General features: G+C 60.5%; 11 protein-coding genes and 1 pseudogene. 5 read left to right on the forward strand and 7 right to left on the reverse strand.

Features of this window, described 5'->3' with window-relative positions; genetic code table 11:
* Positions 1-5 precede the first annotated feature (5 nt).
* The 4 genes from Q8K08_RS11745 to Q8K08_RS11760 form a co-directional block, all read right to left on the reverse strand.
* On the reverse strand, positions 6-371 hold the full coding sequence (locus Q8K08_RS11745; RefSeq protein ID WP_305250175.1) for a hypothetical protein: 366 nt from the start codon (positions 369-371) through the stop codon (positions 6-8).
* Between the two features lie 419 nt (positions 372-790).
* Positions 791-3,118: a heavy metal translocating P-type ATPase gene (locus tag Q8K08_RS11750; RefSeq protein WP_305250204.1), complete on the reverse strand. Its 2,328-nt coding sequence runs from the start codon at positions 3,116-3,118 to the stop codon at positions 791-793.
* A 162-nt stretch (positions 3,119-3,280) separates the two neighbouring features.
* Positions 3,281-3,667, reverse strand: coding sequence for a DUF302 domain-containing protein (locus Q8K08_RS11755; protein WP_305250176.1), 387 nt, complete (start codon positions 3,665-3,667; stop codon positions 3,281-3,283).
* 207 nt (positions 3,668-3,874) lie between these two features.
* On the reverse strand, positions 3,875-4,378 hold the full coding sequence (locus Q8K08_RS11760; protein ID WP_305250177.1) for a calcium-binding protein: 504 nt from the start codon (positions 4,376-4,378) through the stop codon (positions 3,875-3,877).
* A gap of 184 nt (positions 4,379-4,562) precedes the next feature.
* Here Q8K08_RS11760 and Q8K08_RS11765 point away from each other — a divergent pair, with 184 nt between their 5' ends.
* Both Q8K08_RS11765 and Q8K08_RS11770 read left to right on the forward strand, forming a co-directional pair.
* Positions 4,563-5,285, forward strand: coding sequence for a response regulator (locus tag Q8K08_RS11765; RefSeq protein ID WP_305250205.1), 723 nt, complete (start codon positions 4,563-4,565; stop codon positions 5,283-5,285).
* Positions 5,282-6,685, forward strand: coding sequence for an ATP-binding protein (locus Q8K08_RS11770; RefSeq protein WP_305250178.1), 1,404 nt, complete (start codon positions 5,282-5,284; stop codon positions 6,683-6,685). Before Q8K08_RS11765 ends, Q8K08_RS11770 begins: the two co-directional genes overlap by 4 nt.
* 78 nt (positions 6,686-6,763) lie before the next feature.
* Here the strand turns inward: Q8K08_RS11770 and Q8K08_RS11775 are convergent.
* The 3 genes and pseudogenes from Q8K08_RS11775 to Q8K08_RS11785 form a co-directional block, all read right to left on the reverse strand.
* Positions 6,764-6,967: pseudogene (locus Q8K08_RS11775) on the reverse strand (helix-turn-helix domain-containing protein); the annotation flags it as partial.
* 176 nt (positions 6,968-7,143) lie between these two features.
* Entirely contained in the window at positions 7,144-7,977 is an 834-nt protein-coding gene (locus tag Q8K08_RS11780; protein WP_305250179.1) for a class I SAM-dependent methyltransferase, read from the reverse strand.
* A gap of 571 nt (positions 7,978-8,548) precedes the next feature.
* Positions 8,549-10,099 (reverse strand): winged helix-turn-helix domain-containing tetratricopeptide repeat protein, encoded by a 1,551-nt coding sequence (locus Q8K08_RS11785; RefSeq protein WP_305250180.1) that lies wholly within the window; start codon positions 10,097-10,099, stop codon positions 8,549-8,551.
* 137 nt (positions 10,100-10,236) lie between these two features.
* Between Q8K08_RS11785 and Q8K08_RS11790 the strand changes: the two genes are divergently transcribed.
* The 3 genes from Q8K08_RS11790 (at position 10,237) to Q8K08_RS11800 (ending at position 14,554) form a co-directional block, all read left to right on the forward strand.
* Positions 10,237-11,316 (forward strand): PLP-dependent cysteine synthase family protein, encoded by a 1,080-nt coding sequence (locus Q8K08_RS11790; RefSeq protein ID WP_305250181.1) that lies wholly within the window; start codon positions 10,237-10,239, stop codon positions 11,314-11,316.
* A gap of 34 nt (positions 11,317-11,350) precedes the next feature.
* Positions 11,351-12,844, forward strand: a complete 1,494-nt coding sequence (locus Q8K08_RS11795) for a pyridoxal-dependent decarboxylase (RefSeq protein WP_305250182.1) — start codon at positions 11,351-11,353, stop codon at positions 12,842-12,844.
* Positions 12,845-12,910: 66 nt separating this feature from the next.
* Positions 12,911-14,554, forward strand: a complete 1,644-nt coding sequence (locus Q8K08_RS11800) for a hypothetical protein (RefSeq protein WP_305250183.1) — start codon at positions 12,911-12,913, stop codon at positions 14,552-14,554.
* Positions 14,555-14,567 lie beyond the last annotated feature (13 nt).

The following is a 14,567-nucleotide window of genomic DNA, read 5'->3' on the forward strand; positions in this document are numbered from 1 at the left end:
ACGCCTCAGTTGTCGAGGGAAGTGAAAATCTGGATCAACTGCAGGATCTTGTAGCTTTCAGCTTCGATCACCACGATCCGGTCGTCAACGATCGCATAGCGCTGTCCATAGGGCAGCGGTGGCAGGTCATAACGCAGGAAATCGTCCAGATAAATCAGGTCAACTCTGTCTATGACCTCCCCGGTCCGGTCGCCGTTCAGCCATTGATCAGTGGTCACACCCTTCTTGGCCTGACCCGGAGGCACACACGGTGGGTTTTTCTTGGCCAGACCCGGAGGGCAACCTTTGGTGTCTGCAAATGCAGCACCTGCGCTTATCACAGGCGTAAAGGCCATAAGGGAAATAGCAAGCAGGCTAGGGACAAATTTCATGGTCATGGTCCTTTTTGGGCTTCAAACCATTAACGTGCAGATCGTGAACTGGTTCCGTTCCGTGCTTCGGACAGGGCAATTGGACACACCACCGAGGCCTGGGATCGTACATAGAAAAGCGGTCTGAATTGAAATCGGTGTACGCCGCGTTGGGACGTTGAGTGGTCGTTGGTCGTAGCGATCCGGTACATTGATATCCGGAAAGGCCGCTGTGCCAGTCGGCCATCCACAAACCGCCCTCCAAGCGCGAGGTTCCTGCAACCACATCAACAATCTCGCCAGTACCGCCGACTACGGTCGCGGCGATCAAGTCAAGCGGCGCCTGCGGATGGTCTTCAAACCAACTCGCCTGGCCAATTCCCTGCCCTGACAGACGCCTTCCCAGCAGTTCGTCTGCGCGGGCAAAGTCCGCTGTGCCTTCAAAGAACCACTCGCCGCAGCCGCAATGCGTTGGTGATGACCGAAACCGACGACAGGCTCATCGCCGCAGCCGCAATCATCGGTGACAGCAAAAGGCCAGTCACGGGATAAAGCATTCCTGCTGCGATCGGCACGCCAAGCGCGTTGTAGGCGAAGGCGAAGAACAGATTCTGCTTGATGTTGCGCAGGGTGGCGCGGGCGAGTTTGCGGGCTCGTACGATGCCCATGAGATCTCCGCCCAGCAGGGTGATCCCGGCGCTTTCCATCGCCACATCTGCCCCCGTGCCCATGGCGATACCGACGTCGGCCGCGGCCAGCGCAGGCGCGTCATTGACGCCGTCGCCGGCCATGGCAATCTTGTGACCTTCACGGCGCAACTGGTCGATCAAGTCCTTTTTGGCCTCGGGGAGCACGCCTGCCCGCACCTCGTCTATGCCAAGCGTGCTCGCCACAGCTTGCGCCGTGCGTTCGTTGTCGCCGGTTGCCATGATGACGCGCAGCCCCTGCGCATGCAGTTCCCTGATCGCCTGTGCGGTCGACTCCTTGATCGGATCTGCGACGGCGACGATGCCTGCAAGCACACCATCAACAGCGATGAACATCGCGGTCTTGCCCTCGGCGCGCAGAGTGTCGGCCTGAACCTCCGCACGCGCAGTGTCCAAGCCCATTTCCTGCATCATAGCTGCGTTGCCAAGCGCAACAGAGCGGTCTTTGACCTTGCCGCGGACACCCTTGCCGGTGACCGCCTCGAATCCTGTAGCCTCTTGTCGGGACGCGCCCTGCGCGTCAGCCCCCTCGACAATGGCTTCGGCAAGCGGATGTTCCGACCCACGTTCCAGCGCCGCAGCAAGGGACAACAGGTCTGCGACTGCCACGTCCCCAAGCGTCACCGTATCGGTGAGCTTGGGCTTGCCCATGGTCAACGTGCCAGTCTTGTCGACGATCAGCGTATCGACTCCCGCCATCCGCTCCAGCGCCTCAGCGTCTTTGATCAGCACGCCCGCCTGCGCGCCGCGTCCGGCCGCCGTCGTAATCGAAATCGGGGTGGCAAGACCCAACGCGCAGGGGCAGGCGATGATCAGCACCGACACCGCCGAGGCGATGGCAAAGACGAGGGCAGGCTCAGGGCCAAAGATCATCCAGGCTGCGAAGGCCAGAATTGCGATGCCGACCACGGTCGGTACAAAGATCGCGGACACCCGATCCGCCAGCCCTTGGATTGGTGCGCGCGACCGGCGCGCGTTCGACACCATGGCCACGATCTGCGCCAAAACGGTGTCGGCGCCAACCTTGCCAGCCTCGATAACAAGACTTCCGTTCTTGTTGATGGTGGCCCCGGTCACTGCATCGCCCGGCCCTTTTTCGACCGGCATCGACTCGCCGGTCAGCATGCTTTCGTCCAGGGATGAATGACCTTCGATCACCACGCCGTCGACTGGCACCGCGTCTCCGGGGCGCACACGCAGCCGGTCGCCCTCCATGATGTTTTCCAAAGGCGCATCATATTCAGTGCCGTCCGGCAAAATGCGCCGCGCCGTCTTTGGCGCGAGGTCGAGAAGCGCGCGGATTGCATCGCCGGTGCGTTCGCGTGCGCGCAGTTCCAAGACCTGGCCGACAAAGACCAAAGCCACAATCACCACCGCCGCTTCATAGTAGGTGCCAACGCCGTGACCCATCCGGTAGACTTCAGGGAAGACGCCAGGCAGGAATGTCGCGACCAGAGAATAGAGGTAGGCCGCCGCCACCCCAAGGCTGATCAGCGTCCACATGTTGGGCGACCGGTTCACCATGGAGTCCCAGCCTCGCTTGAAGAAAGGAAGGGCCGCCCAAAGGATGATCGGCGTCGCCAACGCGAACTCCAGGTAACTGGCCACCTGATGCCCGATCCAGTCGCGCACCGGCAGAGCCACGAACTCTCCCATCGTCAACACAATCAGCGGCACCGCTGCCGCAACTGAGATCCACATGCGTCGGGCGAAATCGGTCAACTCGTGGCTGGGCTCGTCCGTGGGCAGCATCGGCTCCAGCGCCATGCCGCAGATCGGGCATGAGCCGGGCGCATCGCGGATGATCTCGGGGTGCATCGGGCAGGTATACTGCACATTGGCCGGGGCAACTTTCTTGCGCCCCGCCGCACGGCCGGAGGCGTAGAACCACGGATCGGCCTGAAACTTCGTCTGGCACTTGCCCGAGCAGAAATGGAAGTCCTTGCCACCAAACGCCTCGGTCCGCGTGTCGGGTTTCAGCGTGACGGTCATGCCGCAGACTGGGTCGATGGACGTTGGCCCGGTGCCAGTTTCTGGAACACCCCCCCGGCCCTCGGGCATATCGGGGTCTGGATGGGCGTGGCTGCTGTGCGGATCGGTGGATTTCATAGCGTTCTCCTGTCGCGGTCAGCGCCGCGCGAAGGCAGATGCAAAGGCCTACCGACTCACGATGCTCCCTCCCATCATTGGAAGGTCAAGCGAAGATTGCAGCTGCTGGTGCAATCAAATTGCCGCAACAACTTTGTCCAGTAGGTCGCGCACCTGACCTGCGACGGCATTCAATGCGGGATTTTTGATGGCCTGCATCGACACCACCGGATCAATCGCACTTACCTCGACCCCGTCTTCGACCTCGCGCAGGATAACGTTGCAGGGGAGCATCGCACCGACGCGGGGTTCCATCCCGATAGCTTCCAGAGCCATCTTCGGGTTGCAGGCCCCGAGAATCCGGTAGGCTGACATACTCACGTCCAGCTTCTTCTTCATCGTTGCCTTGACGTCGATTTCAGTCAATACGCCAAAGCCGTTTGCGGATAGTGCGGCCCGCGTCCGGGCGTCGACCACGTCAAAATCGACACCCGTGATCAGGCGGTTGATCGTGTAGTCCATGGGGTTTCCTTTAAGCTATTTGCGCAAGTATTTGACCAGCGCCGCAATCGCGAGGCCGACCAGCACAATGGTCACGATCATCCAGAGCCAGCCGAAGCCCATTCCAAATCCCATACCATAGCCGTTCATCTTCATGGCCTCCTGATCTGTGTTGGGATTTCTCCCGCTACCCGGAGCTTCGCCCAGTTAGCGGGAGAAAAAGGCGCGTCAGTTGTTGCCCATCATTCCATGACCCATGCCCGGCATGTTGCCCTGCTGCCCACCCATGTTGCTTTGCATCATGTCTGCCATGGCGGCCATTTCAGCCTCCGTCACTTGCGCATCCCCATCGGCGTCGTGCATCTGGAAGGCACGCACGGTCATTGGTCGGGTATGAGCCGCGTGCATCACCGCAAATTCCTCCAGCGACAAAGTGCCGTTGGCGTCGGTGTCGTAGGTCTTGAGTTCAGCCTGAATTCCGGCTGTCATTTCCTCGGGGATGAGCGTGCCGTCTTTGTTGGTATCGAATGTGGCCATCGCATAGCTCTGGCCGCCGGCCATCATTCCCATGGCGCCACCCATCATACCGCCATGCTGGCCCATCATTCCCATGCCTCCGTCCATCATACCATCATGCTGCATCTGGCCCTGCTGGGCGACGACCGGTACGGCGACAGCGGCAACGCCAAGGGCGGCAACGGTAGCGAGGGCGAATTTTGTCGAACGTTTCATTCTGTCTCTCCTGGATCAGATTGCGATGGGTCCAATCTGGGAGCGAGGTGTCCCACAGGTTTGTCAGGGCGACGCCTGTTTTGTATCAAACTGTCGCAAGCCAAGGTCCTGAGAGAGGTTTGCGACAATCTTCTGTCCGCAGTTCCACTGCGTTCAGCTAGGGTCGACATCAGGAGACAAGATGATGACCCCGCCGCCGCATATTCTGATCGTCGATGACCACCGCGATATCCGCGATGCGCTGGTGAAGTATCTGGAAAAGAACGGCATGCGCGCGACTTCTGCCGCCAATGCCGTGGCAATGGATGCTGCGATGAAGGTGGGTCAATTTGATCTGATCGTATTGGACGTGATGATGCCAGGCGAAGATGGCCTTTCGGTCTGCCGACGTTTGCGCGCACAGGGTGCCATTCCGATCTTGATGCTGACCGCCCTGGGTGACGAAACTGATCGTATCGTGGGGTTGGAGGTCGGGGCGGACGACTATCTGCCCAAACCCTTCAATCCGCGTGAGTTGCTGGCCCGGATCAAGGCGATCCTGCGCCGATCCGACCGGGGGGGCGTCGTGGGTGGCAGTCTTGCCGGGCACAAATTGGCCTTCGACCGATGGGTGCTTGATACCGACCGCAGGACCCTGACCGACGACGATGGCATCGAGGTCGCACTGACAACCGCAGAATTCCGTCTGCTGACCGTGTTTCTGGAACGGCCGCGCTTCGTGCTCAGCCGCGAACAACTTCTCGATCTTACATCGGGTCGCGCCGCACAGGTGTTTGACCGTACCATCGACAACCAGATTAGCCGCTTGCGCCGCAAGATCGAGGCCGATCCGGCCAAGCCTAAACTGATCGCAACTGTTTGGGGTGGTGGCTACAGCCTTGCCGCTGACGTCAGTGCAATGCCATGAGCGCGCGCTTCCCGATATTGCGCAAGCTATTCCCGCAATCTCTTGGCGGGCAGTTGCTGATCATGTTGCTTTTGGCGTTGGCCATCACACAGGGTCTTGGCCTGTTGCTGCTGACAGACGAGCGAAACCGGGCAGTTCGTGCAGCCCTCGGGCTGGAGGCGGCAGGGCGCGCCGCGAATGTTGTCTTGCTTCTGGATGGCGCCCCCAGTGATCTGCGCACGTCGATACTCCGCGCGGCAGATTCTCCGCTTGTCCGTTTTGAAGTCGGGCCCGAGCCCGCAGCGTCCCACGACAGCGCCGAGGCGGACATGGTTCTGCGCCAGATCCGCCAAATCCTTGGCGAGCCGGAACGGGAAGTTCGCGCCGATGTTCATGCGCTTTCCCTTGCGTCCCTGCCATTGCCAGAGGGAGTACCTGCGTCCATGCGCCCGATGCATGAGGCGATGATGGCGGGGCGGACTGACCCCATTGAGCTGACGCTGTCGATCCGTCTTGCGGCGGGCGATTGGCTCAACGTGCGCACGATGTTTTACCGCCCTGCCCTGCAATTGACCCCGCAGGCCCTGCTGCCAGTGGTGTTAATGGCCGTGGCGGTAGCTTTGGTGGCATGGTGGACCGCGCGGCGCGTCGTCGGCCCGATGCGTGCTCTTGCTATTGGCGCCGACCGCTTGGGCCGTGGACTTGATGCCGATCCGCTGCCGATGACGGGGCCGTCCGAGGTGCGCGAGACGACGCAGGCCTTCAACCGGATGAAAGCTCGACTGACCCGCTTTGTGAACGAGCGCACGCACATGCTCGCAGCCCTGAGTCATGATTTGCGATCGCCCCTTACAGCAATGCGGCTCAGAATCGAAATGCTGGACGAAACCGAGGATAGCGTACGCCTGAGGGCATTGGTCGAGGAAATGCAGGCCATGGTCGAGGCGACCTTGGAATTCGCACGCGGGGTTGCACGGGCAGAGCCCACCGCTGAAGTCGATCTTGTCGCCCTGCTCGCTGATCTGGTCAACGACGTAGGGGAAGATCGGGCCAATCTTGCCCCGTCGTCGCCTCTGCCAATTACCATTCGCCCGCACGCCCTGAACCGCGCTCTAAGGAACCTGATCGATAATGCTGTCCGCTATGGCGGTGTCGCGATGGTTACGTTGGACCGAGCGCCGGGATTGGCCGTCATCACCATCGCGGACAAGGGCCAAGGATTGCCAGAAGAACAGCTTGAAGCGGTCTTTGAACCGTTCGTGCGGTTGGAAGGGTCTCGCAGCCGAGATACCGGCGGCGTCGGTCTCGGGCTGGCAATCGCACGCACAATCATTCAGGCGCACGGCGGGACAGTCGTTCTCCGCAACATGGCGGCAGGTGGGCTGGAAGCAGTTGTGTGTTTGCCACTCGGTGATGCGTGATCTCACCTCACAAGAGCGTCCAACATTCTTGGGCTATCGAAGCCGACCCTCAGAAAAAGCTGTGGTCACATCTGGCTGCTAAACCTCCGCACGCCACATCCTGAATCGCCCCTGTCCAGTCACCTCGCGGATCAGCCCACGCGCCTCTATCCAAGCCAGGTTTCGCTGGACAGCCGCACGGCTGGCGCCGATCAGAGCCTCAGCAATCGGTGCAGAGACCAAGGGCCATTCGGTCAATGCAGCGCGCAAAGCTGGAGGCGTACGGCCGGACAACACCGACAATGGCGAAGAATTTAGCGATGTTGGTGCTGAGGCGCTGCGCCGGGCATCGGTCCATCGACCGCTTGAACAGGCGTATCTCAGCCACATGCCGGAGGCTTGGAAAGCGGTATCCGTGATGCAGTCTGGGAGTTTGGCGTCAGCAAGATCGCAGCCAACCGTTCAACCCCGTAAAACCTCTACTGAACTGGCTTTCTACAGATGATCTGAACCGGGCGCGTTCTTTGCTCTTCAATGTTGCGCGCGGCGTTGCGGATCTTCTGTGGGGCTGTTTTGCCCAAAAGGATGTGAACCCCGAACAGGGGCAATTCTCCTTTCTCCGCCAGCGCCATCGCTCCTTTGTAACCTTCGAGATACTTGTCACCAGTATCGGTGACTTCAATTCCGGCGAAGCCCGCTTTTTCCAGACGCACCTCCGTTTCGGACGGGGTCACAAGAAACGCGCCAGTGCCATCATCGGACCAGGGCACCGGATGGTGCGGAGAGCCTGCAGCGCCAAGGCCGTGTTCCGTCAAGGCAAAGAAAGCTCCGGGCTTCAAAACGCGAAATGCTTCGCCAAAAAAGCTGTCGCGATCGGCCACGTTCATCGTGACGTGCTGCGCATAGGCGCCGTCGAACACCTCGTCGTCGTAGAGCAGCTTCTGGCCATCCCCACACTGTATCGTGACACGCCCTTCCAACCCTACAAGTTGGGTTAGCTTGTTTGCTGCCTCGACGAACGGTTCTGTTATGTCGATGCCGTCCACTTGGCAGTCAAATCGATCGGCAAGATACCTCGCCGGCCCGCCGATCCCGCAACCAATGTCCAGAACATGGTCCCCTTGGCGGATCGGCAGTATGTCGGCCAACTCCTTGGTTGCGGGAAAGCCCCGCGCATGAAAGTGATCAACTGGCGCCAACTGTGCGATGGTGACCGTCGCAGGATCGATCCCCGCGGCCTTCATCGCATCAAGCACCATTGAAAAGACGTCGCCCCTGCCCCAGTGGTCCGAGATTGATTGTGGATCCGCCATGGCCGCCCTCCTCTGGTGATGTGCCGCTGATTCACGCTTCAGGCGGCATTGACGTTGCCGTTGGGATCAACCCCCTTGATCCCGTAGCCTTATACACTGCCTTGCGTGACTTCCCGACGGGAAACTGTGAACGTTGGCGTTTTTCGGAGGAATGCTTGGCGCAAGCCGTGGCGCGGTACGGGCTTCCTATTCGGCAACAGCGCGATCGCCACTGGCATCCGGTGGCAACACAGCTATATCGCTAGCGACAGTTTTCTGCATCGATCTCTCCTAATCCGCGAAGTTCCTCCCGCTGTGGCCAAGCGTTTGTCCCGAGGTGCGATATCCGAAGCTGCCGTACAGATCGCCAGTCGCAGCAACATCCATTCGGCGCATTTGAGCAGGTTTGGCCAGCACGCATCCGAGGGAAGCGGGACATGGTCGGTGAGCTTTCACAGGCAAAGCGGTTGTTATGTGCTTTGAGGACAGGTCAGATGCCCCAGACGGAGGCAAGATCGTCCCATGCCGGCGCTCTGAAGCTGTAGTTGTGACTGATGTCAGGACGCAGCCCACAGCCTCACTTGACGGCCCATCAAAAGCCTTGGCGGGTCAATTCGTCTGCGATCTTCGATCTGGACGCGGTGTCGCGGGTCGGAAATGCGGTGAAGTAATGCGCGGCGCTTGCATCCGGCTTTAGCCGCCGAACCGTTTGCCGCCAGCGCTTTGCCTGTTCGTGCCGCCCGTCCATGCCGTTCGCAGCCATCGCAATCATGGCGATCAAGTAGTGAGCACCTGGCGTGGTGGCCGCCCTGTCACCCCAGCGGGCAGCAGCGGCATAGTCACCGGTCTGCATGAACATCTGCGACCGAACGCCGTGGATGCCGTAGAGCAACGGGTCAAGCGGACTCAGCTGTAACGCCAGGTCCAGGCCGGTTTCGGTGGCTGCAATGTTACCGGTCAACATCGAGGTCATGGCCGAAGAATAGTACGCCTGCGCATAATTTGGGTTCAGCCGGGTCGCACGGTCTAGCCATTCCGCCGCCACATCAAGGTCATGGGTCAGCCAATGGGCACGGCCCATGGTAAAATTCGCGAACGGGTCCAGCGGGTCCAGCTCCAGCGCTTGTTCGGCATGGCGCCTTGCCGCGCGCCTTGCCTCTGCCACATCAGGGCCAAGTCTAAGAAAGGCCTCCAGAAAACTTGTGAAAGACAAGCCCGCATGGGCACGGGCAAATCGCGGGTCCAGCTTGACCGCTCGCTCAAAGCAACCTGTCGCACGCAGATTATCCTGGGCTGTAAACCGATACAGATTCTGCAATCCCAGATGATAGTTGGCCCAGGCATCCAGCGTATCGATAGGGGCCATCTGGGCGACCGTCGCTTCGTTCAGCGGAATGTAGACCTCCAGCGCCGTGACAAGATGCGTGACGATGCGGTTGCGCAGATCGTCGATGGCATCAAGCGGTGCAGCAATCCGATCCCCCCAGATCACCTCACTCCGGCTGGCGTCTGAAAGTTCCAGCGTTGCAGCAAGCCTGCGCCCATTGGCTTCGATGATCCCGGACAGCACATAACGGGCTCCAAGCGCGGTTGCGACAAATCCCAAGTCCGGGTCAGGCTCGCGGAACCGGAAGGAAGACCCGCGCGCAATGACTGCCAGCCAGCGCAGATGCGACAGCGCCTGAATGATTTCGCAGGGAATTGCTTCTGCAAGGATCGCGAGGTCTGGTGCCATCGCCAGCGGACGAAACGGCAGAATGGCGATCGAAGGCTTGCCGGTCAGCACGTTTTCCGGTTCAGCGGCAGGAAATACTGTGGTGACCTTCGCGGGTGCAGTTTCCTGAACTTCGCCCACGAACCGGAAACCCTTGCCGTGCACGGTACGGATCGTCGTCTGCTGGTGGCCATCGTCGCCTACCGCCTGCCGTGCCGACTTTATGCGACTGGAAATGCTGGCATCAGAGGCGATGCGCCCCGGCCAGACCTCAGTGGCGATCTCGTCCTTTGTCACCATGCGATCGCGATAACGGACCAGATACACAAGAAGCGCGAGCACCTGCGGCTCCAACCTCACCGGATCGGTGCCGCGGCGCAATTCGAACCGTTCCCTGTCCAGTTGAAAGTCACCAAAAATCCATGTCATGCGGCAGAATACCGCAGAATCGCGCTTTTCTTCAGGGAATCTTCAGGAACAGATCAAGCATTTCTCTCCCTGGGACGTACCCTTGCCGACATCGCGGGGCATTGGGCCGCGCAAACTGAACAGCGGGGGCCAAGGCTATGGACGCGATGCCGATACGGACCACCAAGGGGCGCGGGATGCTCTACGAGAGCATTCTTGACACCGTGGGCGATACGCCCGTCGTGCGGATCAACAACCTCGCGCCCAAGGGAGTGCGAGTTTACGTCAAGGTCGAAGCGTTTAATCCGGCAGCCTCGGTCAAGGATCGGCTGGCGCTGAACATCATCGAGGCGGCGGAACGCTCGGGCACCTTAAAGCCCGGGCAAACCGTGGTGGAGGCAACCAGCGGCAACACCGGCATCGGGCTGGCCATGGTCTGCGCGCAGAAGGGCTATCCGCTGGTCGTGACCATGGCCGATAGCTTTTCAATCGAGCGGCGGCGGTTGATGCGCATGATGGGCGCAAAGGTTGTGCTGACGCCCCGCGCGCAAAAGGGAACCGGCATGTACATGAAGGCGGTGGAACTCGCCGAGAAACATGGCTGGTTTCTGGCGCGTCAGTTCGAAACGTCTGCAAATGCCGACATCCATGAGGCTACAACAGCGCGTGAAATCATCGGCGATTTCGCGGGAGATCGGCTTGACTATGTTGTGACTGGCTATGGCACCGGTGGCACAGTGACAGGTCTTGCGCGCGTGCTGCGCAAGGAAAGGCCGGATACGCGGATCATCCTGACCGAGCCTGTGAACGCCCAACTGGTCGGCAGTGGCGTGGCGCAGGCGCGCGGCATAGGTGGTGCGCCAGCCGCCAGTCACCCGAGCTTTGAGCCGCATCCGATACAGGGATGGACACCCGATTTCATTCCCAACGTCCTTCAGGAATGTCTGGACAGTGGCGGCTATGATGAGCTGATCCCGGTCACGGGCGCGGACGGCGTCGCTTGGGCCAAGAAGCTTGCGCAGCGCGAAGGCATTCTGACCGGCATCTCAGGCGGCGCGAGCTTTGCCGTAGCGATGGGCATCGCAGAACGAGCAGAGCCGGGGTCCGTCATCCTCGCGATGCTGCCCGACACAGGCGAGCGCTATCTGACGACGCCGCTTTTTGCCGACATTCCCGAGGACATGGATGCGGACGAGGTGGCGCTGTCGCAATCGACACCTGGCTTTCAGCTTGGCTGAATGCAGCAAAAGATCGCAGCGCCGGGGGTAGGTCATGACAATGCAAGACACCAATTTCGCGGAAGAGACTCTGGATCCCTCCAACTGGGATGCCACCCGGGCACTGGCCCACCGGATGGTCGACGACGCCATCGACCATCTGAACAGTGTGCGCGACCGACCCTTGTGGCAAGAGATGCCCTTGTCTGCCCGCGCGGGCTTTGACGGCCTGTTGCCGCAAGTGCCGCTGCCGCTGGACGAGGTCTATTCCGAGATCACCGCCCATCTGATGCCGCATCCGATGGGCAATATCCATCCACGATTCTGGATGTGGTACATGGGGGCCGGGAACTTCACCGGCGCGCTGGCCGATTTTCTGGCGGCAATCGACGGGTCGAACCTTGGCGGCGGCAATATGGCGGCAGGTTTGGTGGATCGACAGGTTACCGGCTGGATCCGCGACATGATGGGTTTTCCCGAAGGTGCCAGCGGCACGCTGGTGAACGGCGGATCGATGGCAAATATCATCGGCCTGATGGCGGCCCGCAACGCCATGGCCGGCGTCGATCTGCGACAAGAGGGGGTGGACGCCATGCCGCAGTCCTTGCGGTTCTACGCCTCGGATCAGGTTCACAGCTGCCATTACAAGGCGATGAACCTGCTGGGCTTGGGGAAGAAATCCCTGTGCAAGATCCCATCAGACGACGCCTTCCGCATGGATCTGGGCGCGCTGAAGACCCAAATCCGTGCAGACCGTGATCATGGCATCAAACCGGCTTGCGTGATCGCAACGGCAGGTACCACCAACACCGGATCGATCGATAATCTGTCCGCCATCGCCGACCTTTGCGCAGCGGAAGGGCTGTGGATGCATATCGATGGTTGTATCGGCGCGCTGATCGTTCTGGCACCCGAGCATCGCCATCTGGTCACGGGCATTGAACGCGCGGATTCCCTTGCCCTCGATCTGCACAAGGGGCTTCAGGCGCCCTTCGACGTGGGGTGCACGCTGGTGCGCGACCGCAGACAGCATCGGATCACCTTTGCCGAAGATGCTGAGTATCTGCAAAAGATGTCACGCGGCATCGCGGCGGCGGAATTCCTGCATGACTATAGCCTGGACACGACGCGCGGCTTTCGCGCGTTGAAGGTCTGGATGATGCTCAAGGAACAGGGGGCCCAGAAATTCGGGCGGCTGATCGATCAGGGAATCGCACAGGCGCAGTATCTGACGGGACTGATCGCGCTCCAACCGCTGCTGGAGCAGATGGCACCGACCGTGGTCGACATCGTCTGTTTTCGCTTCAATCCCGGCGGAATTGACGAAAGCGCGCTGCGCGCGTTGAACACCGAGATCATGCTGCGGATGCAGGAGACAGGTGTTGCCGCCGTCTCGGACACCACGGTGAAAGGGCGTCACTGCCTGCGTGTAGCGATCTGCAACCACCGGACCAGACGCACGGATCTAGACCTGTTGGTGCAAGAAGTTCTTCGGATCGGCAGCGAACTTGTGGCAACTTCGATTGCAACGACGTCAGGCAGTCGATGAAGCCGTTCCGGATTTGAGCCAAGGCGCAAGCCCGGGCAAGGCTGCGGCAAAAGCAGGAGGATCAACATGGACTACTTCGATCTGGGAAGCTTTTCACGCAAGATCACCACGAGCCGGACCGAGGCGCAGCTCTGGTTCGACCGGGGCTTGGTCTGGCTCTACGGTTTCAACCACGAAGAGGCGATTGTCTGCTTCGAGAACGTGCTGCAGTACGATGCCGATTGCGTCATGGCGCACTGGGGGATCGCCCATGCCATCGGGCCGAACTACAACAAGCTATGGGAGTTCTTCAGCCCCGAGGAGAAGGTTGCCGCGCTGGACAGGGCGCATCTGTCGCTGAAACGGGCGGCAGCGGTGGCTGACCGCGCCACACCGGCAGAACATGCGATACTGATGGCACTGGCCGCGCGGTTTCCGACCGATCCCGCGATCGAGGATTACGGGCCGTGGAACGACGCCTTCGCCGAAGAGATGCGACGGGTCCATGCGGCGTTTCCCGATGATCTGGACGTGACGGCGATCTATGCCGAGGCTCTGATGAACCGCACCCCTTGGAAGCTCTGGGATCTGCAAGCGCGCGGACCGGCTAAGGGGGCATCGACACTTGAAGCGCAGACAGTGTTGGAGGGTGCCTTGGCCCATGACCCCGCCGCGTGGGATCATCCGGGCCTTCTACACTTGTATATCCACCTGATGGAAATGTCGCCGACACCCGAAAAGGCCCTGCGGCACGGTGACCGGCTGGTGGACCTGGTTCCCGACTCGGGCCATCTGGTGCACATGGCCACACATATCGACGTCCTATGCGGCGATTATCACAACGTGATCTCGCGCAATCTGCGTGCCACAGTCGTTGACCGGAAATACTTCCACCATGCTGGCGGTGAGAATTTCTACACGATCTACCGCATCCACAATCTGCATTTCGTGATCTACGGCGCGATGTTCCAAGCCCGCCCGACCACGGCCCTGGCAGCGGCTGCGGCGCTGCGCGAGGCACTCCCCTACCCGGTGGTCCGATATATGCCCGAATTCTTTGAGGCATTCATCGGCATGAAATTCCACGTGCTGGTCCGGTTTGGCCGCTGGCACGAGATCTTGGACGAGCCTTTTCCCCCCGACCCCGCACTCTACTGCTTCACCACCGCCCTGCTTCATTATGCCCGGACAGTCGCACTGGCAAATCTTGGTCGTATCGAAGAGGCCCGCGCTGAGCGCGAGGCCTTTGCATCCGCTCAACAGGCCGTTCCTGAGGGGTGGATGATGTTCAACAATCCCTGCTCGGCGGTCTTGCTGGTGGCCGAACAGATGATGCTTGGCGAACTTGCCTATAAATCGGGACACACCGAGAAGGGGCTGGAACACCTGCGCTCCGCCGTACTGTTGGACGACGACATGCTGTATGACGAACCTTGGGGCTGGATGCAGCCGACTCGCCACGCTCTTGGCGCCTTGCTTATGGAGGCAGACAGGTATGCCGAAGCCGAGGCGGTTTATCGAGCCGATTTGGGCCTTGACCAGACCCTGCCACGCCCCTGCCAGCATCCGCGCAACGTCTGGAGCCTGCACGGGCTGGACGAATGCCTGCGCCGACGCGACGAAACGGTAGAAAGGCGTCATGTGAGGCAGCTGCTGGATCAAGCGTTGGCGCGGGCCGAGGTGGTTATCCTGGCGTCTTGCTATTGCCGCGCCAAGAAGGGCGCCGCGTGAAATCAGGCGAAGT

Source organism: Pseudotabrizicola sp. (genome assembly GCF_030684215.1).
Classification (GTDB): domain Bacteria; phylum Pseudomonadota; class Alphaproteobacteria; order Rhodobacterales; family Rhodobacteraceae; genus Pseudotabrizicola.

What these genes read in the sequence shown, in the direction of transcription:
- Q8K08_RS11745 (WP_305250175.1), bottom strand. Translation starts at nt 371, where the DNA reads ATGAAATTTGTCCCTAGCCTGCTTGCTATTTCCCTTATGGCCTTTACG.
- Q8K08_RS11750 (WP_305250204.1), bottom strand. Translation starts at nt 3,118, where the DNA reads ATGCCCGAGGGCCGGGGGGGTGTTCCAGAAACTGGCACCGGGCCAACG.
- Q8K08_RS11755 (WP_305250176.1), bottom strand. Translation starts at nt 3,667, where the DNA reads ATGGACTACACGATCAACCGCCTGATCACGGGTGTCGATTTTGACGTG.
- Q8K08_RS11760 (WP_305250177.1), bottom strand. Translation starts at nt 4,378, where the DNA reads ATGAAACGTTCGACAAAATTCGCCCTCGCTACCGTTGCCGCCCTTGGC.
- Q8K08_RS11765 (WP_305250205.1), top strand. Translation starts at nt 4,563, where the DNA reads ATGACCCCGCCGCCGCATATTCTGATCGTCGATGACCACCGCGATATC.
- Q8K08_RS11770 (WP_305250178.1), top strand. Translation starts at nt 5,282, where the DNA reads ATGAGCGCGCGCTTCCCGATATTGCGCAAGCTATTCCCGCAATCTCTT.
- Q8K08_RS11780 (WP_305250179.1), bottom strand. Translation starts at nt 7,977, where the DNA reads ATGGCGGATCCACAATCAATCTCGGACCACTGGGGCAGGGGCGACGTC.
- Q8K08_RS11785 (WP_305250180.1), bottom strand. Translation starts at nt 10,099, where the DNA reads ATGACATGGATTTTTGGTGACTTTCAACTGGACAGGGAACGGTTCGAA.
- Q8K08_RS11790 (WP_305250181.1), top strand. Translation starts at nt 10,237, where the DNA reads ATGGACGCGATGCCGATACGGACCACCAAGGGGCGCGGGATGCTCTAC.
- Q8K08_RS11795 (WP_305250182.1), top strand. Translation starts at nt 11,351, where the DNA reads ATGACAATGCAAGACACCAATTTCGCGGAAGAGACTCTGGATCCCTCC.
- Q8K08_RS11800 (WP_305250183.1), top strand. Translation starts at nt 12,911, where the DNA reads ATGGACTACTTCGATCTGGGAAGCTTTTCACGCAAGATCACCACGAGC.